Source organism: Achromobacter sp. MUI-25009338 (assembly GCF_057359325.1).
Window position 1 is genome coordinate 2,101,201 of the sequence record NZ_CM170627.1, and the last position, 21,707, is coordinate 2,122,907.

A 21,707-nucleotide genomic window follows, 5' to 3' on the forward strand; every position below is an offset into this window, starting at 1 on the left:
CGGCCTTTATTCTCATATGTTGAGAGCATCTATCATTATTTGAAAAAATTCTAGCATCAATCTAGAATGCGCCTACGGCATTCCCAGCCCGATTCACCCGAACAAGAACATGCCGCCTCCCACGGGAGCGGCGCAGCGTTGGAGACAAACCAATGACGAATCTCATCACCACGAAGCTGTTCCGGCTTGCGGCCATCGCCGCGGCGACGACCCTGTGCGCGGCCGGCCTTGCGGGCCGGGCGCAGGCGGCCGAAAAAATCGTGCTCAAGGCGGGCCACGCCGCCTCCACCAGCAACACCGGCCACCAGGCCCTGGAACACCTGGCCAAGGAACTCGCGGCCAAGACCGACGGGCGCATCACGATGGAGATCTTTCCCAATTCGCAGCTCGGCAGCGAACGCGAACTGGTGGAAAGCATCCAGCTGGGCAACGTGGACATGACCTTCGTGTCCTCGGCGGTGCTGGGCAACTTCAACAAGGAATTCTTCGCGCTGGATATCCCGTTCCTGTTCAAGGACCGGGCCAGCGTCTATCGGGTGCTGGACGGCGATATCGGGCAGGGCCTGCTGGCCAGCCTGGACAAGGTCGGCATCAAGGGCGTGGCCTACTGGGAAAACGGCTTTCGCCAGCTGACCAACAGCAAGAAGGTGATCAAGTCGCCGGCCGACCTGGAAGGCATGAAGATGCGCACCATGGAGAACGAGGTGCACATCGCGGCCTGGAAGGCCGAGGGCGCCAACCCCGCGCCGCTGGCCTTCGGCGAACTGTTCACGGCGCTGCAGCAGGGCACGTTCGACGCGCAGGAGGGGCCGATCAACCTCTTCTACGACATGAAGTTCAACGAAGTGCAGAAGTACATCACCAAGACCAACCACGTGTATTCGCCATGGCCGCTGTTGATCAATCCCGAGGTCTACGAGCGCTTCAGCGACGCCGACAAGAAGGCGTTCCTGCAAGCCGTCAAGGACACCACCGCCTACCAGCGCGAACTGGCGCAAAAGGCCGATGAGAAGGCCGAGGCCGCCATGCCCACGGTCACCTTCACCAGCCTCACGCCCGAAGAGCTGGCGGCGTTCTCCAGCCGCATGGGTCCCATCCAGGAGATGGTGAAGAAGAAGGTCGGCGGCGACATCGTCGACCGCATCGTGGCCGAAACCGGCAAGACCGGCGGCTGAGCCCGGCCGGCGCCGGGCGCCGGAACCCTTCCAACGCGCGCGCAAAGCGCGCCTCCAAGCCGCCGCCGCGCATCGCGGCGGCGCGGCCGGCCGCGCGCCGGCCGTCTTCGGAACGACGCAATCATGTGGAAATTTCTAGACAAGCACCTGGAAGAAGTGCTCACGGTGTTCCTCCTGGCGGCCATGTCGCTGCTGATCTGCGCCCAGGTGTTCATGCGCTACGTCATGGACAGCTCCCTGGCGTGGTCGGAGGAACTGGCGCGCTATTGCTTCATCTGGGCCACCTATCTGGGCGTGAGCTACGCCGTCAAGCGCAATGCGCACATCTGCGTGGAGGCGGCGGTGTCGCGCCTGCCCGGCAGGCTGAAGGCGGGCTTCGTGATCCTGTCGCACGCGCTCTTCATCGTGTTCGCGGCGATGGTGGTCAAGGAAGGCTACGCGCTGACGCTCAAGATCTTCAAGTTCGGCCAGACCTCGTCCTCGCTGGGCCTGCCGATGGGCGTCATCTACCTGGCGCCCACCGTCGGCTTCGCGCTGGTGATCTTCCGGCTGGTGCAAAGCATCTTCGTTGAACTGGGCGCGCTGCGCCACGGAGGCCGCGCATGATTTCGCTATTGCTGTTCGGCAGCTTCCTGGCGCTCCTGATACTGAGCGTCCCCATCGCCATCTCGCTGGGCCTGGCCTCGGCCGTCGCGCTGATCTACAGCGGCAAGGTCAGCAGCAGCTACATCGCCCAGGGGCTGGTGACCTCCATCGATTCCTTCCCGCTCATGGCGGTGCCGTTCTTCATCCTGGCCGGCGACCTGATGGGGCAGGGCGGGCTGTCGCGCCGCCTGCTCAACGTGGGCAACGTGCTGTTCGGGCGCTATACGGGCGGGCTGGCCATCATCGCCATCGTCACCTGCATGTTCTTCGCCGCGATCTCCGGCTCGGGGCCGGCCACGGTGGCCGCGATCGGCGGCATCATGCTGCCGGCCATGGCCCAGCAGGGCTACGACAAGGGCTATTCGGTCGGCCTGATCGCCGCGGCCGGCAGCATCGGCATCATCATCCCGCCCAGCATCCCGATGATCATCTATGCGGTGTCGGCCAACGTGTCGATCACCAAGATGTTCCTGGCCGGCATCATTCCCGGCCTGCTGATCGGCGTGGCGCTGATCGTGGTGGCCTACCTCAGCGCGCGCAAGCACGGCTACCGCGGTTCGGAGCGGCGCTACAGCGGCGCCGAGATCGCGGCCGCGGTATGGGACGCCAAGTGGGCGCTGCTGGCGCCGGTGATCATCCTGGGCGGCATCTACGGCGGCGTGTTCACGCCGACCGAGGCCGCCGCCGTGGGCGTGCTGTACGGCTTCGTGGTGGGCGCCTTCGTGCACAAGGAATTGAGCTTCAAGGGGCTGTACCAGGTGATCGCCGGATCGGCGCTGACCTCGGCCACCGTGATCGTCATCGTCGGCACCGCGACCATCTTCGGCCGGGTGCTGGCGATCGAGCGCATCCCGTTCGTGATCGCCGACTACATCGTGCACCTGACCGACAACCCCATCGTCATCCTGTTGCTGATCAACGCGCTGCTGCTGTTCGTGGGCATGTTCATGGAGACCATCGCCGCCATCATCATCCTGACGCCGATTCTGCTGCCGGTGGTCACGGCGGTGGGCGTGGACCCGGTGCACTTCGGCATCGTGATCATCGTCAACCTGGCGATCGGCATGGTCACCCCGCCGGTGGGCGTGAACCTGTTCGTCGGCGCGCGCATCGGCGGCGTTGCGCTGGAGAAGGCGGCGGCCGGCTCCATTGCCTTCATCGTGGCCATGATCGCTACCCTGCTGGCGATCACCTACGTGCCCGGGCTGTCCCTGGCGCCGCTCGGCCTGATGGGCAATTGAGGCGGCGCGGCGGTTCTTTCGTTCAATCATCAAGGAGTAAACCATGTCACGCAAACTGCGGGCCGCCATCATCGGCTCGGGCAACATCGGCACCGACCTGCTGGCCAAGCTCCAGCGCAGCCCGGTGCTGGAGCCGGTCTGGATGGTGGGCATAGACCCGCAATCCGACGGGCTCAAGCGCGCGCGGGAAATGGGCCTGCGCGTCACCTCGGACGGGGTCGACGGCCTGCTGCCGCACCTGGAAGAGAACGGCATCGACTTCGCTTTCGACGCCACCAGCGCCTATGTGCACAAAGAGAACTCGGACAAGCTCACCGCGCGCGGCGTCAAGGTCATCGACCTGACGCCGGCCGCCATCGGCCCGTACTGCGTGCCGCCGGTCAACCTCAAGGACCTGCTGGGCGGCGGGCACAACAACGTCAACATGGTCACCTGCGGCGGCCAGGCCACCATTCCCATGGTCTACGCCGTCTCGCGCGTGCAGCCGGTGGAATACGGCGAGATCGTGGCCACCGTGTCGTCGCGCTCGGCCGGCCCCGGCACCCGCAAGAACATCGACGAATTCACCCGCACCACGGCCGGCGCCGTGGAACGCATCGGCGGCGCCAAAAAGGGCAAGGCCATCATCATCCTCAATCCGGCCGAGCCGCCGCTCATCATGCGCGACACGGTCCATTGCCTGACCGAGACCGAGCCCGACCAGGACAGAATTCGCGAGTCGGTACACGCCATGATCGCCGAGGTGCAGAAGTACGTGCCGGGCTACCGGCTGGTCAACGGGCCGGTGTTCGACGGCAGGCGCGTGTCGGTCTACCTGGAGGTCGAGGGCCTGGGCGACTACCTGCCCAAGTACTCGGGCAACCTGGACATCATGACCGCGGCGGCGGTGCGCAGCGCCGAAATGTTCGCCGAACAGATGCTGGCCGACGCCGCCGTCCCGGCCGCAAACTAGGAGATCAGGAACATGGAACTGAAAGGCAAGAAAGTCGTACTGCATGACATGACGCTGCGCGACGGCATGCATCCCAAGCGCCACCAGATCACGCTGGAGCAGATGGTGTCCATCGCCCGCGGCCTGGACGAGGCCGGCGTGCCGATGCTGGAGGTCACGCACGGCGACGGCCTGGGCGGCGCGTCGGTCAACTACGGCTTCCCGCTGCACACCGACGAGGAATACCTCGCGGCGGTGGTGCCGCAGATGAAGCAGGCCAAGGTGTCGGCGCTGCTGCTGCCGGGCATCGGCACGGTCGACGACCTGCGCCGCGCCCACGCGCTGGGCGTGCACACGCTGCGCGTGGCCACGCACTGCACCGAGGCCGATACCTCGGAGCAGCACATCGGCGAGGCGCGCAAGCTGGGCATGGACACGGTGGGCTTCCTGATGATGAGCCACATGAACAGCCCCGAGGGACTGGTGCGGCAGGCCAGGCTGATGGAAGGCTACGGCGCCAACTGCATCTACATCACCGACTCGGCCGGCCATCTGCTGCCCCATACCGTCAAGGCCAGGATCGAGGCGGTGCGCGCCGCGCTGCACCCCGAGACGGAGCTGGGCTTTCACGGCCACCACAATCTTGCGATGGGCGTGGCCAACAGCATCGCCGCGATCGAGGCCGGCGCGGTACGCATCGACGCGGCCGCCGCGGGCCTGGGCGCGGGCGCCGGCAACACGCCGCTGGAAGTGCTGGTGTCGGTGCTGGACCTCATGGGCGTGGAGACCGGCGTGGACGTGTTCAAGATCCAGGACGTGGCCGAAGACCGCGTGGTGCCCATCATGGACTTCCCGATCCGCATCGACCGCGACGCGCTCACGCTGGGCTATGCCGGCGTGTACGGCTCGTTCCTGCTGTTCGCCAAGCGCGCCGAGCAGAAGTACGGCGTGCCCGCGCGCGAGATCCTGGTCGAAATGGGCCGGCGCGGCATGATCGGCGGCCAGGAGGACATGATCGAGGACACGGCGCTGTCGCTGCTGCGCCAGAGGCAGGCCGCGGCCGCCTGAGCGCGGCTTCAGTCGACGCCGGTCAGCAGATGCTGCGCCGGCCCGGTCGCCGCGCGCCGGAAGCGCGACGGCGACACGCCCATGTGCTCGCGGAAAAAGCGCGAAAAATTGCCGGGCGTCGAGAAACCCAGATCCAACGCCACCGAGGTCAGGGGCTGCTTCTGGTGCGCCAGCAGGCGCACGGCTTCCTCCACGCGCACCGCGCTCCAGAACACCTGGGGCGTGGTGTTGAGCTGGTCGCGGAACAGCGCGAAGAAGTGCCCGCGCGACAGTCCGACGCGGCTGGCGACGTCCTCCACGGCCATCGGCTCGTGGACGTGCTGGCGCATATAGGCGATGGCCGCGCGCAGCCGGCGGTCCAGCGCGGGCGCCGGCGAGACCGGACGCGGCGCCCGGTCCGGCCCGGCCGACGATTCGATCGCGGCCAGCAGCAGGGCTTCGACCTCGGCGTCGATATCGGCGCCCGGGTGCTGGTGCGGCGCGACGATCTTGTCCAGCAGGCGCCAGCAGCTCTGCCGCACGGCGGCGTCGATGGGCACGCCGGGCGCGTCGAAATGGAACGGGCGGCCGGTGGCGGCGCGCCGTTCGTCCAGCCAGGGCTTGGCGATGTAGAGGACCAGGAAAATCGCCGGGCCCGAACGTTCGAGCAGCCGCGCGTCGTGCGACTCGTAGGGGTTGGCGCCCAGCGCCAGGTTTTCGCTGTAGGGCACCACGGTCTGGCCGACGCGGCCTTGCGCCCGCGAGCCGCCCAGCCACAGGGCGAGCTGCACTTCGGCGTGCGCGTGCGCGATCAGGTCATCGCGCAGTTCCAGCACGACGGCGCGGCCGAACGCGCCTTCGTGCAAGGCATAAGTCTCCTGCATCTCCGTCTCCTGTCTTTTCGTCCTCGCCTTGCGAGCCAGCTGGGCGAGTCCGTTGCGCGGCGGCGGCGCCTGCGGGAATTTTATGGGCGTTTGCGCGCGAATCCGGCGTAGGTGTATTCACCTAGCACAAGATCTGACTCTGCGATAAGTCCGCGCACCCGGCGATAAGCGCGCCGCGGCCGGCGCCTATAAAGTCCTCCGAACCTGCCGGCGCGCCACGGGCCCGCCGCGGGACTGTTCAGGTAGAAGAAGGAGACGGTAGTGCGCATTGCTAGCTTTATATTGAACGGCAGCCAGGAAGTGGGACTGGTGTCCGCCGATGGCGCGACGGTGGCGCCCCTGGCGTTCGACGCGGAACGCAAGCGCCTGGGCGCCCAGGCCGTGATCGACCTGCTGGCCGCGGGCCGCGAACTGCCCGCAACGGGGGCGGCGCTGCCGCTGGCCGAGGCGAGGCTGCTGGCCCCGCTGCCCAGGCCGCGCCGCAACCTGTGGTGCGTGGGACGCAACTACCACGCCCACGCCAAGGAGCTGTCGGCCTCGGTCTTCAAGGACAACGACGCGAATCCCGAGTCCTGGCCCATCGTCTTCACCAAGGTGCCCGAGTGCGTGGTGGGGCCGCGCGACGACGTGCTGCTGCCGGCCGGCGTCTCGTCGCAGATCGACTACGAGGCCGAGCTGGCGGTCGTGATCGGCAAGGGCGGCAAGAACATCCCGCGCGCCCGGGCGCTGGAGCACGTGTTCGGCTATACGGTCGTCAACGACGTCACCGCCCGCGACGTGCAGATGCGCCACCAGCAGTGGGACATGGGGAAATCGTTCGACACGTTCTGTCCCATGGGGCCGTGGATCGCCACCGCCGACGAGTTCGACGGCACGCGCACGCGCGTGCGCTGCTGGGTCAACGGCGAGCTGCGCCAGGACGGACCCACGGAGAACATGATCTTCGACATTCCGTTCCTGATCGAAACGATTTCGCGCGGCATCACGCTGTATCCCGGCGACGTGATCGCGACGGGCACGCCCGCGGGCGTGGGCATGGGCATGCAGCCGCCGCGCTATCTGGCCGCCGGCGACGTGGTGCGCGTGGAGGTCGAGGGTCTGGGCGTCATCGAGAACACGTTTGTCGAGGAGCAAGCATGAGCACGAACTACGTCAACGGTCTGGCGGTGGAAATCGACGGCGAGGGGCCGGCGCTGTTGTGCATACACGGCCTGGGCGGCTCTTCCAACACCTGGACGCCGGTGATGGGCGCGTTCGAGGGCTTGCGCGTCATCCGTCCGGACCTGCCGGGCAGCGCGCGCTCGCCGCTGGGTTCGCAGCCCTTGTCCATCCAGACCTACGTGGACGCGCTGGCCGGCATGCTGGCGGAACTGAAGATCGATACGCTGCACATCGCCGCGCATTCCCTGGGCACCATCGTGGCCCAGCATTTCGCCGTGGCGCACCCCGGCCGGGTCAGGTCGCTGGCCCTGTTCGGGCCGCTGGCCGCGCCGCCCGACGCCGGACGCGCCGGCATCCGCGCGCGCGCCGAGCTGGCGCGCGGCGGCGACGCGGCCATGCAGGAGATCGCGGACGCCATCGTCAAGGGCGCGACCAGCGCCCGGACCAGGCAGGATCAGCCCGCGGTGCTGGCGCTGGTGCGCGAAAGCGTGATGCGCCAGCCGCCGGAAGGCTATGCGCAAAGCTGCGAGGCGCTGGCCGGCGCGCAGCCCGCCGCCGTGGAATCGCTGGACGTGCCGGCGCTGCTGGTGACCGGCGACCAGGACGGCGTGGCGCCGCCGGCCAACGTCGAGGCGCTGGCCGGCCGCATCGCGGCAAGCCGTTACGTGGTGTTCGGCGATTGCGGACACTGGACGACCTATGAACAGCCCCAGGCCTGCGTGCAGGCCCTGCGGGAGTTCTACGCGGCGCAGCGTTAGCCGCTCTTTTCCTGGCGTTTCAACATAAGAAAGCCGGCCCGCGGCGCGGGCCGGAGGAGACTTGTCATGTCCAGAATTGCCATTACCAATGTCGCCATCTTCGATGGCACCGGCGAAGCCGTGTTCAAGGGCGAGGTGCTGATCGACGGCGCGCGCATCGCCGAGGTCGCGCGCGCGCCGCGGCAGGTGAGCCGCGATGGCGCGCGCGTCATCGACGGCCGCGGCCGCTTCCTGATGCCCGGGATGACCGAGGCGCACACGCATTTCTCGTGGAACGACCAGCCCTCGCTCGCCGCCATCCAGTTCATGCCGCCGGAGGAACACATACTCTGGTGCGTGCGCGTGGCCAAGCGCTATCTGGAGATGGGCTGGACCTCGGCCGTCGGCGCGGCGGCCGCCAAGCCGCGCCTGGACGTGGTGTTGCGCAACGCGATCGACGCGGGGGAATGCCCCGGCCCCCGCTACCTGGCGGGCAGCCAGGAGATCACCACGATCGGCGCGCTGGGCGACAACACGCTGCCGCACATGCCTTTCGATGAACTCAGCTTCGGCAGCGTCTGCAGCGGCCCCGAAGAGATCCGGCGGTCGGCGCGCACCTTCATCAAGTACGGCGTCGACCACCTGAAGATCAATCTGTCGGGCGAGTACATCGCCGGGCTGCCGGCCGAAATGTCGCCATTCTCGGAAGAGGAGATCGCCATGCTGGCGGCCGAGGCCAAGCGTTTCGGCAAGCGCGTGGCGGCGCACGCGCGTTCGAGCGAATCGGTCAAGCAATGCGTGCGGCACGGCATCGAGATGATCTATCACGCCAGCTTCGCCGACGAAGAGGCGCTCGACATGCTGGAAGCCAACAAGGACAGGCACTTCGTGGCGCCGGGCATCGGCTGGCTGGTTCGCACCGCCTTCCATGCTTCCGACTACGGCATCACGCCCGCCGCCGCCGAGCAGATGGGCTACAAGCGCGAACTGGAGATCGCCGCCGAATCGCTGCGCAAGATGCACCGGCGCGGCATACGCATCCTGCCTGGCGGAGACTACGGCTTCGCCTGGATGCCGCACGGAACCAACGCCTCCGATCTCCAGTATTTCGTGGATTATGTCGGCATGACGCCCACCGAGGCGCTGGTGTCGGCCACCCGGCTGGGCGGGGAGATCATGCAGCGGCCGCACGAGCTGGGCATGCTGCGTCCCGGCTATCTGGCGGACGTGGTCATGGTCGACGGCAATCCGCTGGAGGACCTGTCGCTGCTGATCGACCCGGACCGCATCAGCCTGGTGATGAAGGACGGGCGGATCTGCAAGAACGCCTGCCCGCCGGGCGCGGAAGGCGCGCCGCCGCGCGCCGTCGAGCAGGACAGCAGGGAAGCGGTCGCGGCGCATTGAGCGCCGCAGGGCTCAGGCCCGGCCCATGCCCGCCTGGACGCTGGCCGCCAGCATCTGGGCGGTCGCGGCCGACAGCGTCCATCCCAGGTGGCCGTGGCCGGTGTTGTAGAACACCCCCGGCCGCTTGCCGGGGCCGACCCTGGGCATCATGTTCGGCGTCATCGGGCGCAGCCCGCACCACGGCACCACGCGCGCGGTGCGCACGCCGGGGAAGTGGCGGCGGGTCCAGTCCACCAGCGGCTGCACGCGTTCGGCGCGGATGTCCAGGTTGAAACCGTTGAATTCCGCCGTGCCGGCCACGCGGAAGCGGTCGCCCAGGCGGCTGGTGACGATCTTGGCGGCCTCGTCCAGCAGGCTCACGCAGGGCGCGGCGGCGCGGCTGGCCTCGTCGTCCAGGTGCACGCTGATCGAATAGCCCTTGACCGGATAGATGTTGAGCGAGTCTCCGAGCTGCCGCGCGAACTGGCGGCTGGCCGCGCCGGCGCAGATCACCACGGCGTCGGCCGATTCCTGCCGGGCCGGCAGCGCGCCTGCCGCCAGGTCCAGACGGTAGGCGCCGCCCTCGTGCGCGATGGCGGTGATGTCGGCGTCCTGCACGAACCGCACGCCGCGGCGCTGGCAGGCGCGGGCCAGGCCGCTGGTGAACTTGTGGATGTCGCCGGTGGCGTCCGACGGCGTGTAGAAGCCGGCGTGGCAGGCGGTCTGCAGGGCCGGCTCGATGCGGCGCGCTTCTTCCGCGGTCACCTCGTAGCGCTCCAGCCCGCCTTGCCGCAGCAGCGCGTTGGCGCGGCGCGCGGTGTCGAAGCTGGCCGCGTCGTGGTAGATATGCAGGATGCCGCGGCGCTCCAGGTCGAAATCGATGCCTTCTTCTTCGGCCATGGCGTAAAGGTGCTGGCGCGCCTCGATGGCCAGGCGGGTGGTCTCGATGGTGTTCTGGCGATAGTTGCGGATCTGCCCGATGAACTGGGCCAGCCAGGAATACTTGTGCCAGCCCGGACGCGGATTGAGCAGCAGCGGGGCGTCGTGGCGGCCCAGCCAGCGCAGGCCTTTCATGATGGTGGACACGCTGTTCCAGACCTCGGCGTTGCTGGCCGACAGCTGGCCGCCGTTGGCGTAGGAAGTCTCCATGGCGGGGTAGCGCTGGCGGTCGTAGACGGTGACGTCGAATCCCAGCTTGTTCAGGGCATGGGCGGACGTGACGCCGGTGATGCCGGCGCCGATGATGGCGATGCGGGGCATGGTCGCTCCAAGGGTAGGGTGGCCGCGGCCACCCGGCCGCAGCACCCCATCTGTCTTGGTACCTGAGAGTTTCACGCGCCGCGCGGATGGCGGCGGGTTCCCCTTCGGTGGGCGCGCGCGGCGCCGCTCTCCAGATTGTCTAGACCGCGCAGTCCTGGTTGCCTGAGAGTTTCCGGGGCGGTTGCTCCGTCGGCGCCTGCCGCGGCGGGCAGGTCTCTTCTGCGGGGTTTTGGATCGACGCGGGCAGAATAGCCAAAATCCGGCGGCGTGGGACCAGGGGTTAGTCCCAGTAGCCGTTCGTTTTGTCCCTGTTATATCGCCTGTTACCTCTCTGTTGAACTGTTCATTCCTGGTAAAGGCTTGAGGCGGGGGGATGCGCTATAACCGACGTTCACGCATCACACTGCCGCAAGCCGCCGGCTCGCGGACGCCCATACATGCCTCGTATCACCCGCCGTTCGTCCCTGATCCTGCTCGCCGCCCTGACGGGCGCCGTGGCCGGATGCTCCTCCCCCAAGCCCGCGTATGAGAAGGAGGACTTCACCCAGAACGACACCTACTCGCGCAGCGTCGCGGCCAGCAGCGCGGCCGCCTGCGACGCGGGCCGGCGCGCCTTGCTGAGCCAGGGCTACCTGATCGACCGCTTCGAGTCGGCGCGCGTGACCGGGCACAAGAATTTCCAGGCCGAGGACGGCCAGCATACGCAGATCAGCTTCAATATCGAATGCGCCGCCGATGGCGCGTCGAACGAGCGCTCGACGGTGTTCGCCACCGCGGTGCAGGACCGCTATTCGATCAAGCGCACCGCCAATTCGGCCAGCGTGGGCGTGAGCGTACTGGGCCAGGTGTCCATGCCGTTCGGCGCCAGCGACGATTCGCTGGTCAAGACCGCCAGCCAGACGGTGGCGCGGCCCAAGTTCTACGACGGATTTTTCCAGCTGTTGCAGCGCTTTCTGCCGGACGCGCAGGCCGCTTCGGCGCCGCAACCGGCGCCGGCCGGACGCGGCAAGACGCCGCCCAAGCCGGCGCCGGCCGACCCCGCGGTGTCGCCGGACGCGCCGGCCGACACCTTGAACCCGGCGGCCGCCAGCGATACGCCGGCCGCCAATGGCAAGGCCGCGCCCGCGGACAGCAAGGCGGCGCCGGCGGGCAGCCCGCCGCCGGCAGGCGCCGACGCCGCCAAGTAAGGCCGCGCCGGGCCGCCGCTTTGCCGTAGCGCAAATTGCCGTTGCAAGCCGGTTCGCCGCGGCGCGCGCCTGCGGCGATAATGCCGGCCATGACATACCAACTCCTGAAAATGCTCCACGTGGCGGCCGTGGTCGCCTGGCTGGGCGGCTCGCTGTTCGTGTCGCTGTTCCTGCTGTCCTCGCAGCCCCAGGAAGGCGGCCAAGCCCCGAAAGAAAGCAGGATGCTCGGCGCGCTGCGCCGCTGGACCCTGTACGTGACCACGCCGGCCATGGTGCTGGCCTGGCTGGTCGGCCTGCACCTGGCCGTGACCTTCGGCTGGTTCGTCATGAACTGGATCTGGGTGAAGATCGCCATCGCGCTGGCGCTGTCGGCGCTGCTGGGCGTCCAGAGCAAGGCCTTGCGCCGCATGGCCGGCGGCGGCGCGCAGCGTCCGCCGCTGATCGATTGGTACGCGCCGTTCACCGTGGTCGCGGCTTCCGCGATCGTCGCGCTGGTGATCGTCAAGCCGTTCTGAACGCCGTCGGCGCGCCGCGCGCATATGCCGCGCGGCCATAACCAAACGCCCCGGCCATAAGCACCGAACGAAGTCTTCGTTCGCGCCGGGCGTGCCCGTCCCTAGAATCGTTTCTCTCATAACCGTTTAGCCTGAGAGGCGATTCCAAAATGACTCCCCGTATTTTCAAGAAGCTGCTTGGCGTGGTGCTGGCCTCGGCGGCGATGTTCCACGGCCCGGCCTTTTCGGCCGACGCCAAACCCCTGAAGGTCGGCGTGCGCGGCGGCGTCGACGAACAGATCTGGGAAGTGGTGGCCCAGGTCGCCAGGAAGAACGGTCTGGCCGTGGAGCCGGTGGTCATCACCGGCACCGCCAGCCCCAACGAGGCCCTGAACAACGGCGACCTGGAGGCCAACGCCTTCCAGCACATTCCCTTTCTGAACGACCAGATCCGCCAGCGCGGCTACAAGCTGGTGCCGGTGGCCAACACGCTGATTTCGCCCATCGCGTTCTATTCCCGCAAGTACAAGTCGCTGAAGGACCTGCCGGAAGGCGCGCGCGTGGGCATACCCAACGATCCCAGCAACCAGACGCGCGCGCTGGTGGTGCTGCGCGACCAGGGCCTGATCACGCTCAGGAACGGCTTCGACCCGGCCACCGGCACGGCCACCCTGGCCGACGTGACCGCCAACCCCAGGAAGCTCCAGTTCGTGGAGAGCGCCTCGGTGGTGCTGGCGCGCTCGCTGCCCGACGTGGACGCCGCCGCCATCGTCAACAGCTTCGCCTACCAGGCCGGCCTGATCGCCACGCGCGACGGCATCGCGGTCGAGAAGAAGGAAAACAATCCCTATGTGAACATCATCGCGGTCCGCGAACAGGACAGGAACGCGCCGTGGGTGCCCGAGCTGGTCAAGGCCTACCACTCGGAAGAGGTGCGCCAGTTCATCCTCAGCAAGTTCGAAGGCTCCGTGATTCCGGTGTTCTGAGCCATGATGCAACATGAGTTTTCCATTGCCCAGCCGGCGGCCGCGCCGCCGCTGCCGGCGGGCGACGAGCACATCGTGTTCGAAGGGCTGCAAAAGCGCTACGAGGGCGCGCGCGGCGCGGTTGCGGCGCTGTCCGACGTGTCGTTCTCGATTGCCCGCGGCACGGTGTTCGGCATCATCGGGCGCAGCGGCGCCGGCAAGTCCACGCTGCTGCGCTCCATCAATATGCTGGAGCGGCCCAGCGCCGGACGCGTGCTGATCGATGGCGTGGACGCGGGCGGGCTGGACGAGAATGCCCTGGTGACGCTGCGCCGGCGCATCGGCATGATTTTCCAGCACTTCAATCTGCTGTCGGCCAAGACGGTGGCCGAGAACGTGGCCCTGCCGCTGCGCGTGGCCGGCGTGAAGCCGGCGGCCGCGCGGGCCCGCGTCGCCGCGCTGCTGGAGCTGGTGGGGCTGGGCGACAAGGCCGACGTCTATCCGGCCAGGCTGTCCGGCGGCCAGAAGCAGCGCGTCGGCATCGCCCGGGCGCTGGTGCACGAGCCCGAGATCCTGCTGTGCGACGAGGCCACCTCGGCGCTGGACCCCGAGACCACGCAGTCCATCCTGACCCTGCTGCGCGACATCAACCGCAAGCTGGGCCTGACGGTGGTGCTGATCACGCACGACATGGCGGTGATCCGCGAGATCTGCCACAAGGTGCTGGTGCTCGACGGCGGGCGCAAGGTCGAGCACGGCGAGGTCTGGCGTGTCTTCGGCAATCCCCAGGCCGAGGCCACGCGCGCCTTGCTGCGGCCCCTGCAACATGGATTGCCGGCCGACCTGGAGGCCAGGCTGGTGCCCGACCTGCAGGGCCGCGACGGCGTGGCGGTGCTGAGCCTGCGCTTCACGGGGCAGGGGCGGCCGGGCGGCGTTTCGCTGCAGGCGCTGGCCGCCCTGGGGCCGGGCGCGACGCTGCTGCATGGCGGGCTGGACCGCCTGCGCGGTCACGCGCAAGGCAGCCTGCTGGTGTCGGTGCCGGCGGGCGCACTACGGGAAGAGGCCGCGCGCGCCGCGCTGGTGGCCGATCAGATAAAGGTGCTGGGCTATGTCGCTGCCGATGTTCGATAAATACCTGCAGGCGTTTCTGCAGACCCTGACCATGGTGGGCGTGGCGGCGGCCATCGCCATCGTCTGCGGGCTGGCGCTGGCGCTGGTCCTGACGGTCACCGCGCCGGGCAATCTCTATCCGCTGCCGCGCCTGAACAAGGCGCTGTCCATCGTGGTGAATACCTTCAGGGCCATTCCCTTCATCATCCTGCTGGTGGCCATGCTGCCGTTCACGCGCATGCTGGTGGGCACCACCCTGGGAACCTGGGCCGCCATCGTGCCGCTGTCGGCCAACCTGGTGCCGTTCTTCGCGCGCATCGCGCAGGTCAGCCTCAACGAGGTGGACCACGGCCTGGTGGAAGCCGCGCGCGCCATGGGCTGCCGGCGCTGGCACATCGTGCGCCACGTGCTGCTGCCCGAAGCGCTGCCCGGCATCGTCGGCGGCATGACGGTAAGCGTCATCGCCATGATCAATGCCTCGGCCATGGCCGGCGCGGTGGGCGCCGGCGGCCTGGGCGACCTGGCGATCCGCTACGGCTACGAACGCTACGAGACCCGCGTGATGTTCGAGGTGATCGTGATCCTGATCGCGCTGGTGTCCATCGTGCAATTCACCGGCGAATGGCTGGCGCGCCGCGCCGACCACAAACGCTGATATCCGAACAAGGAATCCCAGATGTCCGATTTTCCGCAACAGGGCTTCGCCACACGCGCCATCCATCTCGGCTACGAGCCGCTGGACGAACAGGGCGCGCTGTCGCCGCCGCTCTACCTGACTTCCACCTACACCCAGGAAAGCCTGGAAGCCTTCGACCGGATCAGGCTGGGCGAGGCCCAGGGCTACGTCTACGGCCGCACCCGCAATCCCACGCAGGCGCTGCTGGAAGAACGCCTGGCCTCGCTGGAGGGCGCCGAGGCCGGTGTGGCGACCGCCTCCGGCATGGCCGCGATCTCCGCCACGCTGTTCACGCTGCTGCAAAGCGGCGACGAGATCGTGGTGGACCAGATCGTCTACGGCACCGCCTTCACGCTGTTCACGCAGGGCCTGGCCCGCTTCGGCGTGCGCGCGGTGTTCGCCGACTTCACCCGCCCGCAGGCCGTGGCCGACGCCATCGGCCCCAAAACGCGCGCGGTGTATTTCGAGACGCCGGCCAATCCCAACCTGCGCCTGGTGGACATCGCCGCCGTGTCGGCCATCGCCCGCGCCCGCGGCCTGCTGACCATCGTCGACAACACCTTCGCCACGCCGGTGCTGCAGCGTCCGCTGGAGCACGGCGCCGACCTCGTGCTGCATTCGGCCACCAAGTACCTGGGCGGCCACGGCGATCTGCTGGCCGGCGCGGTGCTGGGGCGCAAGCAGCACATCGACCCGATCCGGCTGCAGGGCCTGCGCTACTTCACCGGCGCGACGCTGTCGCCGTTCACGGCCTTCCTGGTGTTGCGCGGCCTGAAGACGCTGGAACTGCGCGTGCAGCGCCACAGCGAATCGGCCAGGAAGGTGGCCGAGCTGCTGCGCGGCCATCCCGCGGTGGCCGAGGTGTTCTATCCGGGCCTGGCGGACACGGCCGGCGCCGAGATCGCCCGGCGCCAGCAGTCGGCCGGCGGCGGGCTGGTGGCGTTCGAACTGAAGACCGGGCTGGCGGGCGGGCGCCGGCTGCTCGACAGCCTGAAACTGGCCCGCATCGCGGTCAGCCTGGGAGACCCCGAGACGCTGATCCAGCATCCCGCGTCCATGACGCACGCCAGCTACACCGCCGAGGACCGCGAGCGCTACGGCCTGTCCGAGGGGCTGCTGCGGCTGTCGGTGGGACTGGAGACGCCCGAGGATATCGTGGCCGATCTCAGGCAGGGCCTGGACCGGGTGTAGGCGCGGCGTCGGCGCGCCGCCAGGCTATCCAGTCGCCCTCGGCCTCGAAATTGTGCGGGCCGCGGCCGGCGGCGGCCAGGCCGGCGCGCAGTGCGCCCATGTCCAGCCCGGGCAGGTGGCGCAGCAGCGCGTCGGGCAGGCGTTCCGCGTCCAGCATGTCCTGGTCGAATTCCAGCGTCATCCGTCCGCCCTCGTCGCCGCAGACGCGGAAGATCCACAGGCCTTCCATGTAGTCGCCGGCCCAGGGATCGGGGTAGAGCGCCTGCGTGTAGCGAAAGCCGAATTCGTGGATCTCGTCCCAGGGCCAGAACTCGCGCTGGCGCAGCGCGCGCAGCAGTTCGCTGGCGCGCGTCAGACCGGCGTCGTCGAAACTCAGGGTTTCGCGCAGCGGATCTTCGGCCGGCGCGGGGCCGGCGAGCAGGCGCTTGATGAATGACCACATGGCGCGGATAACGGACGGCGCGGAGCCGGAGTCCGCAAAGATGCTACAACCTTTCATTCACGTCAATCCGCCGCGTCGCGAGGCGGACGACGCACATAACAAGGAGAGCACCCATGACGGACAAGATGCCAGACGCCATCGACCAGGACATGGCGCCCGCGCCCGCGGAGCAGATCCGCAGGCGGGCCGGCGCCCGTGTGCACGCCGCGCGCCAGGAGGCCGTGGCGCTGCTGGCCGACATCGCGCGCCGCCGTCCCGCCGGCGCGCCCGAACAGGCGCACGAGGCCTTGCGCTCGCTCATCGAGGCGCTGTCGCCCGACGATGCGCAGGCCGTGCTCCGCGCGCTGCTGGAAGCCGGCGAGCAGGCCGAGGCGGCGCCGCGCAATCCCGACGACGAACTGGTCGCGCACTGGCGCGAAGGCATTTATCCGTACCGCCACCGCATGCTGCGGCGCAATTACGAAAAGCAGAAGTACCGTTTGCAGGTCGAACTGCTCAAGCTGCAGGCCTGGGTCAAGGCTACCGGCCAGCGTGTCGTGATCCTGTTCGAAGGCCGCGACGCGGCGGGCAAGGGCGGCACCATCAAGCGCATGATGGAGCACCTGAACCCGCGCGGCGCGCGCGTGGTCGCGCTGGAAAAGCCGTCCGACACCGAGCGCGGCCAATGGTATTTCCAGCGCTATGTGCAGCACCTGCCCACGGCCGGCGAAATCGTGATGTTCGACCGCTCCTGGTACAACCGCGCCGGCGTGGAGCGCGTGATGGGCTTTTGCACGCATGGGGAGTACCTGGACTTCCTGCGCCAGGTGCCCGACTTCGAGCGCCACCTGGTCAGCAGCGGCATCCACCTGATCAAGTTCTGGTTCTCGGTCAGCCGCGAGGAACAGCTGCGCCGCTTCGAGCAGCGCAAGGTCCATCCGCTCAAGCAGTGGAAGCTGAGCCCGGTGGACCTGGCCTCGCTGGACAAATGGGATGACTACACCCGCGCCAAGGAAGCGATGTTCGCGCACACCGACACCGCCGACGCGCCGTGGGTGGTGGTCAAGTCCGACTGCAAGAAGCGCGCGCGGCTCAACGCCATGCGCTACGTGCTCAACCGCCTGCCCTACGAGGGCAGGAGCGACGACGCCACGCTGGCGCTGGATTCGCTGATCGTGGGCCGCGCGCTCTGACGCTACGGGCCGGCAGGTTCAGCCCAGCGCCTGCAGATCGAGCACATGGCTGCGCCCGATCCAGACGGCGCAGTCGCGGTGGTCGCGCAGCGAGTCGCCGGTGTTCGGGTGCAGGAACACGTCCAGCCCGCCGTGGTGCAGCGTGAGCCAGGTCGCGATCTCGGCGAAGTCCCCGGGCGCGAAGGCGATCTGGTAGCTCCAGCACGGATGCGGGCCGACGGGGCGCTCATGGAAGCGCCCCAGCTCCATCCGGCCGCCGAAGCGCGAGGCGATCCGTTCGCGCAGCGCCTGCGCGGTATCCCGGCTGGCCGCGTCGAAATACACGTGGGCATGCCAGCTGGCCACGTCGGCCAGCGATGAATCGTTCATGTGCTTTCTCCTAGCCGCCGGCGCGCTTGGCGCGGTAGCCCTGTTTCTGCAAGGCCTCCATGACGCGCTCGCAATGGTCGCCCTGTACCTCGATCACGCCGTCTTTCACGGTGCCGCCCGAGCCGCAGGCCGCGCGCAACTGCTTGCCCAGCGCGCCCAGCGCAACCGGGTCCAGCGCCAGGCCCTTGACCACGGTGACGCTCTTGCCGCCGCGCCCCTTGGTTTCGCGCGATACGCGCGCCACGCCGTCGCCGGCCGGCGCGGCGCGCGCCGCGTCGCAGCGGCATTGCGCCACGGGCTGGCGGCACTGCGGGCACATGCGTCCGCCATCGGTGGAGTAGACCAGGCCGCCCATCGGATTTTTCTTCATGGCGGCCTCACTTCCCGCGCATCTGGTCGATCAGGCGCCGGTCGCGCTTGGTCGGCCGTCCGGCCTCGATGCCCAGCGCCGGTTCGGGCGCGAGCCGGCGCATTTCCGCCGCGCGCTCGCGCGCCGCGATGCTGTCGGGCGTTTCCTCGTAGAGCTGGCGCGCCACCGGCGCCGGGCCGCGCACGCCGCTCACGCCCACGACCCGCACGCGCAGCGCGGGGTCTTCCTTGCGGATGGTGACGAGGTCGCCGGGCGCGACCTCGCGCGCCGGCTTGGCCGGCTGGTCGTTCACCTGTACGCGGCCCTTGCCGATTTCCTGTACGGCCAGGCTGCGCGTCTTGTAGAAACGCGCCGCCCAAAGCCATTTGTCGAGCCGGATCTTGTCCATCTCCTGTCCCTGCGGTAAAGCTGTGTCAGGGACGATGATAGCCGGGCCGGCCGGCCCGGCACCAATCAATCCAGGCTGAGGCCGGCCTCCTTGACCACGCGCTGCCATTTGGCGATCTCGGCGCGGCGGAAGCTGTCCAGTTCGGCCGGCGTGGAGCCGATGGGTTCGGCGCCGATGCCGGCGAGCTGCTCGGCGATGGCGGGGTCTTTCAGCACCTTGGCCAGCGCCTGCGACACCTGGTCGACGATGGCGGGCGGCGTGCCGGCCGGCGCGAACACGGCGTTCCATTCGTAGGTCTCGTAGCCGGGCACGCCGGATTCGGCGATGGTGGGCAGCTCGGGCGCGGTCTTGGAGCGCTCCAGGCCGCCGACGGCGATCGCGCGCAGCTTGCCGTTCTTCACGTGCTGCCAGGACGAGCCCATGCTGGCGAACATCACGGGGACCTGGCCCGACATGACGTCTATCATGGCCGGGCCGCCGCCCTTGTAGGCCACGTGCTGCAGCTCGGTCTTGGCCAGCAGGTTGAACAGTTCGCCGGCCAGATGCTGCGCTGAGCCGGGGCCGGCCGAGGCGTAGTACACGTGCTCCTTGGCGCCCGGACGGCCCAGCCTGATCAGGTCGGCCACGCTGCGCACTTCATACGAGGGCGTGACCACCAGCACGTTGGGCACGCGCAGCAGCAGGGACACCGGCGCGAACGCCGTCAGCGTGTCGAACTGCATCTTCGAATGCAGGGCGGGATTCTGCGCGTGGTTGGAGGCGTCCAGCATCAGCGTATAGCCGTCCGGCTTGGCCTTGGCCACGACCGCGCCGCCTATCATGCCGCCGGCGCCGCCGCGGTTTTCGATGACGACCGGCTGGCCCAGTTCCGCGGCCAGCCTGGGGCCGATCAGGCGCGCGACCACGTCCACCGTGCCGCCGGGCGGATAGGTGACGACCAGCGTGACGGCGCGTTCGGGATAGGCGGCGCTCGCGGCGCCGGCGGCGCCGGCGAGCAGGCCCGCGGCCGCGTACAGGGCGCCGCGGCGCGCCAGGCGTTGGAACAGGTGGGTCATGGTTTGTCTCCTTGGAATCTGAACAGCCGCAGCGGCGTGTCGGCAAGCACCATGCGCCGCTGCACGGGATCGTCGATCCAGGCGTCCAGCCACCGGACTGCGGCGGAATAGGACGCCAGATGGCGATGTTCGGTGTGAGGCCAGTCGCTGCCCCACATGAGGCGGGCGGCCGTGTAGGCGTCGAGCAGCTGCCGCGCGGCGATCCGCCCGGACGTCGTACAGGCGGACTCCGGCCAGTTGCGGTAGGGGGCCGACAGCTTGACCCAGACGCGGCCGCTGTCGGCCTGGCGCAGCAAGTACTGGAAGCCGGGATCGGCGACGCCCAGCGCGGGATCGGGGCGGCCGAAATGGTCCACCACCACGCGGCATTGCGCGGCCAGCAGCGCCGGCAGGATGTCCGGCAGGCGCGCGGCCGGCAGATGCACTTCGACGTGCCAGCCCAGCGCATTGACGCGCGCCAGCAGCGTGCGCCAGCCGGGCAGGCGCAGGTCCGGCACGGGCAGCCCGATCAGGTTCAGCCGGATGCCGACCACGCCCGCCTCGGCCAGCGCCAGCAGATGTTCGGCGGGGACGCCGGGCGCCACCACCGCGACGCCGCGCAGGCGCGCGGGCGCGGCGCGCAGGGCCTCGACCAGGTGGCTGTTGTCGGCCCCCAGGAAACTGGGCTGCACCAGCACGCCGTGGCCGAGCCCGTGCGCGTCCAGCAGGGCGAGGTAGTCGGCCGGCGTGGCGTCGTGGTCGGGGCTGTGGCGGCGCGTGGCGGCCAGCGCCAGCCCGCGGTGGAATACGTGGGCGTGGGTGTCGACGGATTTCGGCTCGGTGCGTGTGTCCATAAGCCGGGATTCTAAGAACGCGCTGTATAGTTTTCTATTTGGTAAAACGGTTTTATATATATCGAATCGATATGGAAACCAGGCACTTGCGTTACTTCCTGGCCGTGGTGGACCACGGCAGCGTCAGCCGCGCGTCGGAGTGGCTGGGCATCGCGCAGCCGGCCTTGAGCCAGGCGCTGGGCCGCATGGAGCAGGACCTGGGCGTGCGCCTGTTCGAGCGCTCGCGCCGCGGCGCCGCGCCCACGCCGGCGGCGCTGGCCATACTGGAGGACGTGCGGACCAGCGTGGCGCGCATCGACGCGGCGGCGCAACGGGCGCGCGAGATCGGCCGCGGCAGCGCGGGGCAGCTGACCATCGGCCTGGTGTCCTCGGCCCTGTTCGACACCTTGCCGCGCGCGCTGCGCGAATTGCGCCGACAGGCGCCGGGCGTGCGCGTGATCCTGCGCGAAATGAGCAACGCCGAGCAGGCCGAAGCCTTGCAGACCGGCGAAATCGACCTGGGCCTGATGCACACGCCGGTCGCCGTGGGCGGGCGCATGCGCGAGCGGCTGCTGCTGCGCGACCGTCTGGTGGCGGCGGTGCCGGACGAGCTGGAGGTGGCCGAAGACGGCAAGGTCTCGATGGCGCAGATCGCCAGGGCCGGCCTGGTCATGTACCCGCAGGCGCAATTGCCGGCCTTTTACGCGGGCATTCTCGACGCCATGCGCAAGGGCGGCCACGACGCGCAGGTGGCGCAGGAGGCCAACCGCACGCTGACCGTGCTGGCCTGCGTGGCCGGCGGCTGCGGCGTGGCGCTGCTGCCCAGCTGGATACGCTCGATGAACTTCGCCGGGGTGCGCTTTTGCGAGGTGCGCGACGGCCAGCGCCTGCCCGCCTTCGACCTGAGCGCGATCTGGCCCGCCCGCTCCGTGCCCACGCTGGCCGATCTGTTCGCCAGCCTGGACCTGGGCGGCCGCATCGAAGGCCGCGCCGGCCGCAACGCTTAAGCCAG

General features: G+C 68.8%; 24 protein-coding genes and 2 riboswitches. Of the genes, 16 read left to right on the top strand and 8 right to left on the bottom strand.

Features of this window, described 5'->3' with window-relative positions; genetic code table 11:
• The first annotated feature begins 152 nt into the window (after nt 1–152).
• The 5 genes from AC1IQ6_RS10000 (at nt 153) to dmpG (ending at nt 5,060) form a co-directional block, all read left to right on the top strand.
• The gene (locus AC1IQ6_RS10000) at nt 153–1,175 is read left to right on the top strand and encodes a TRAP transporter substrate-binding protein (RefSeq protein WP_102772309.1); all 1,023 of its coding nucleotides are present in this window, start codon (nt 153–155) and stop codon (nt 1,173–1,175) included.
• 123 nt (nt 1,176–1,298) lie between these two features.
• On the top strand, nt 1,299–1,781 hold the full coding sequence (locus AC1IQ6_RS10005) for a TRAP transporter small permease (RefSeq protein ID WP_102772308.1): 483 nt from the start codon (nt 1,299–1,301) through the stop codon (nt 1,779–1,781).
• The gene (locus AC1IQ6_RS10010; protein ID WP_102772307.1) at nt 1,778–3,061 is read left to right on the top strand and encodes a TRAP transporter large permease; all 1,284 of its coding nucleotides are present in this window, start codon (nt 1,778–1,780) and stop codon (nt 3,059–3,061) included. The genes AC1IQ6_RS10005 and AC1IQ6_RS10010 overlap by 4 nt, the downstream gene beginning before the upstream one ends.
• A 43-nt stretch (nt 3,062–3,104) precedes the next feature.
• Nucleotides 3,105–4,013: an acetaldehyde dehydrogenase (acetylating) gene (locus tag AC1IQ6_RS10015; RefSeq protein ID WP_102772306.1), complete on the top strand. Its 909-nt coding sequence runs from the start codon at nt 3,105–3,107 to the stop codon at nt 4,011–4,013.
• A gap of 12 nt (nt 4,014–4,025) precedes the next feature.
• Nucleotides 4,026–5,060 carry a 4-hydroxy-2-oxovalerate aldolase gene (dmpG, locus tag AC1IQ6_RS10020; protein ID WP_485866250.1) on the top strand — a complete coding sequence of 345 codons (1,035 nt, stop codon included), beginning with the start codon at nt 4,026–4,028 and terminating at the stop codon, nt 5,058–5,060.
• A gap of 8 nt (nt 5,061–5,068) precedes the next feature.
• Here dmpG and AC1IQ6_RS10025 read toward each other — a convergent pair whose 3' ends face one another.
• A complete protein-coding gene (locus AC1IQ6_RS10025; protein WP_102772304.1) occupies nt 5,069–5,923 on the bottom strand; it encodes a helix-turn-helix domain-containing protein in 855 nt (284 codons plus the stop codon).
• Nucleotides 5,924–6,184: 261 nt separating this feature from the next.
• Here AC1IQ6_RS10025 and AC1IQ6_RS10030 point away from each other — a divergent pair, with 261 nt between their 5' ends.
• From AC1IQ6_RS10030 to AC1IQ6_RS10040, 3 genes are all read left to right on the top strand, one after another.
• On the top strand, nt 6,185–7,063 hold the full coding sequence (locus tag AC1IQ6_RS10030; protein WP_111824705.1) for a fumarylacetoacetate hydrolase family protein: 879 nt from the start codon (nt 6,185–6,187) through the stop codon (nt 7,061–7,063).
• Nucleotides 7,060–7,842 (top strand): alpha/beta fold hydrolase, encoded by a 783-nt coding sequence (locus tag AC1IQ6_RS10035; protein WP_102772302.1) that lies wholly within the window; start codon nt 7,060–7,062, stop codon nt 7,840–7,842. Before AC1IQ6_RS10030 ends, AC1IQ6_RS10035 begins: the two co-directional genes overlap by 4 nt.
• Nucleotides 7,843–7,908: 66 nt before the next feature.
• Complete coding sequence (locus AC1IQ6_RS10040) at nt 7,909–9,225, top strand: metal-dependent hydrolase family protein (RefSeq protein ID WP_102772301.1); 1,317 nt, start codon at nt 7,909–7,911, stop codon at nt 9,223–9,225.
• 12 nt (nt 9,226–9,237) lie between these two features.
• On the opposite strand, the gene AC1IQ6_RS10045 is transcribed toward AC1IQ6_RS10040, so the two are convergent.
• Nucleotides 9,238–10,464 carry a D-amino acid dehydrogenase gene (locus AC1IQ6_RS10045; protein WP_102772300.1) on the bottom strand — a complete coding sequence of 409 codons (1,227 nt, stop codon included), beginning with the start codon at nt 10,462–10,464 and terminating at the stop codon, nt 9,238–9,240.
• A 46-nt stretch (nt 10,465–10,510) separates the two neighbouring features.
• Nucleotides 10,511–10,602: riboswitch (glycine riboswitch) on the bottom strand.
• Nucleotide 10,603: 1 nt separating this feature from the next.
• Nucleotides 10,604–10,696, bottom strand: a riboswitch (glycine riboswitch).
• Nucleotides 10,697–10,901: 205 nt separating this feature from the next.
• Here AC1IQ6_RS10045 and AC1IQ6_RS10050 point away from each other — a divergent pair.
• From AC1IQ6_RS10050 to AC1IQ6_RS10075, 6 genes are all read left to right on the top strand, one after another.
• Nucleotides 10,902–11,651 (top strand): DUF2242 domain-containing protein, encoded by a 750-nt coding sequence (locus AC1IQ6_RS10050; protein ID WP_485866251.1) that lies wholly within the window; start codon nt 10,902–10,904, stop codon nt 11,649–11,651.
• 89 nt (nt 11,652–11,740) lie between these two features.
• Nucleotides 11,741–12,166, top strand: a complete 426-nt coding sequence (locus tag AC1IQ6_RS10055) for a CopD family protein (protein WP_485866252.1) — start codon at nt 11,741–11,743, stop codon at nt 12,164–12,166.
• Nucleotides 12,167–12,315: 149 nt separating this feature from the next.
• Entirely contained in the window at nt 12,316–13,131 is an 816-nt protein-coding gene (locus AC1IQ6_RS10060) for a MetQ/NlpA family ABC transporter substrate-binding protein (protein WP_102772297.1), read from the top strand.
• A gap of 3 nt (nt 13,132–13,134) precedes the next feature.
• Nucleotides 13,135–14,241, top strand: coding sequence for a methionine ABC transporter ATP-binding protein (locus AC1IQ6_RS10065; RefSeq protein WP_485866253.1), 1,107 nt, complete (start codon nt 13,135–13,137; stop codon nt 14,239–14,241).
• Nucleotides 14,219–14,875 (top strand): methionine ABC transporter permease, encoded by a 657-nt coding sequence (locus tag AC1IQ6_RS10070; RefSeq protein ID WP_111824710.1) that lies wholly within the window; start codon nt 14,219–14,221, stop codon nt 14,873–14,875. Before AC1IQ6_RS10065 ends, AC1IQ6_RS10070 begins: the two co-directional genes overlap by 23 nt.
• Before the next feature lie 21 nt (nt 14,876–14,896).
• Nucleotides 14,897–16,087: a trans-sulfuration enzyme family protein gene (locus tag AC1IQ6_RS10075; RefSeq protein WP_485866254.1), complete on the top strand. Its 1,191-nt coding sequence runs from the start codon at nt 14,897–14,899 to the stop codon at nt 16,085–16,087.
• Here the strand turns inward: AC1IQ6_RS10075 and AC1IQ6_RS10080 are convergent.
• Complete coding sequence (locus tag AC1IQ6_RS10080; RefSeq protein WP_102772293.1) at nt 16,062–16,529, bottom strand: hypothetical protein; 468 nt, start codon at nt 16,527–16,529, stop codon at nt 16,062–16,064. The genes AC1IQ6_RS10075 and AC1IQ6_RS10080 overlap by 26 nt on opposite strands.
• Nucleotides 16,530–16,678: 149 nt before the next feature.
• Between AC1IQ6_RS10080 and ppk2 the strand changes: the two genes are divergently transcribed.
• On the top strand, nt 16,679–17,701 hold the full coding sequence (ppk2, locus tag AC1IQ6_RS10085) for a polyphosphate kinase 2 (RefSeq protein ID WP_485866561.1): 1,023 nt from the start codon (nt 16,679–16,681) through the stop codon (nt 17,699–17,701).
• Nucleotides 17,702–17,719: 18 nt separating this feature from the next.
• Here the strand turns inward: ppk2 and AC1IQ6_RS10090 are convergent, their stop codons facing one another.
• From AC1IQ6_RS10090 to AC1IQ6_RS10110, 5 genes are all read right to left on the bottom strand, one after another.
• Nucleotides 17,720–18,070: a DOPA 4,5-dioxygenase family protein gene (locus AC1IQ6_RS10090; protein WP_485866255.1), complete on the bottom strand. Its 351-nt coding sequence runs from the start codon at nt 18,068–18,070 to the stop codon at nt 17,720–17,722.
• 10 nt (nt 18,071–18,080) lie between these two features.
• Nucleotides 18,081–18,440, bottom strand: a complete 360-nt coding sequence (locus tag AC1IQ6_RS10095) for a translation initiation factor Sui1 (protein ID WP_102772290.1) — start codon at nt 18,438–18,440, stop codon at nt 18,081–18,083.
• Between the two features lie 7 nt (nt 18,441–18,447).
• A complete protein-coding gene (locus AC1IQ6_RS10100; protein WP_102772289.1) occupies nt 18,448–18,828 on the bottom strand; it encodes an RNA-binding S4 domain-containing protein in 381 nt (126 codons plus the stop codon).
• Nucleotides 18,829–18,893: 65 nt separating this feature from the next.
• The gene (locus AC1IQ6_RS10105) at nt 18,894–19,883 is read right to left on the bottom strand and encodes a tripartite tricarboxylate transporter substrate binding protein (RefSeq protein ID WP_111824714.1); all 990 of its coding nucleotides are present in this window, start codon (nt 19,881–19,883) and stop codon (nt 18,894–18,896) included.
• On the bottom strand, nt 19,880–20,716 hold the full coding sequence (locus AC1IQ6_RS10110; protein WP_485866256.1) for an amidohydrolase family protein: 837 nt from the start codon (nt 20,714–20,716) through the stop codon (nt 19,880–19,882). Before AC1IQ6_RS10110 ends, AC1IQ6_RS10105 begins: the two co-directional genes overlap by 4 nt.
• Nucleotides 20,717–20,787: 71 nt before the next feature.
• Between AC1IQ6_RS10110 and AC1IQ6_RS10115 the strand changes: the two genes are divergently transcribed.
• Nucleotides 20,788–21,702: a LysR family transcriptional regulator gene (locus AC1IQ6_RS10115; protein ID WP_111824716.1), complete on the top strand. Its 915-nt coding sequence runs from the start codon at nt 20,788–20,790 to the stop codon at nt 21,700–21,702.
• Nucleotides 21,703–21,707 lie beyond the last annotated feature (5 nt).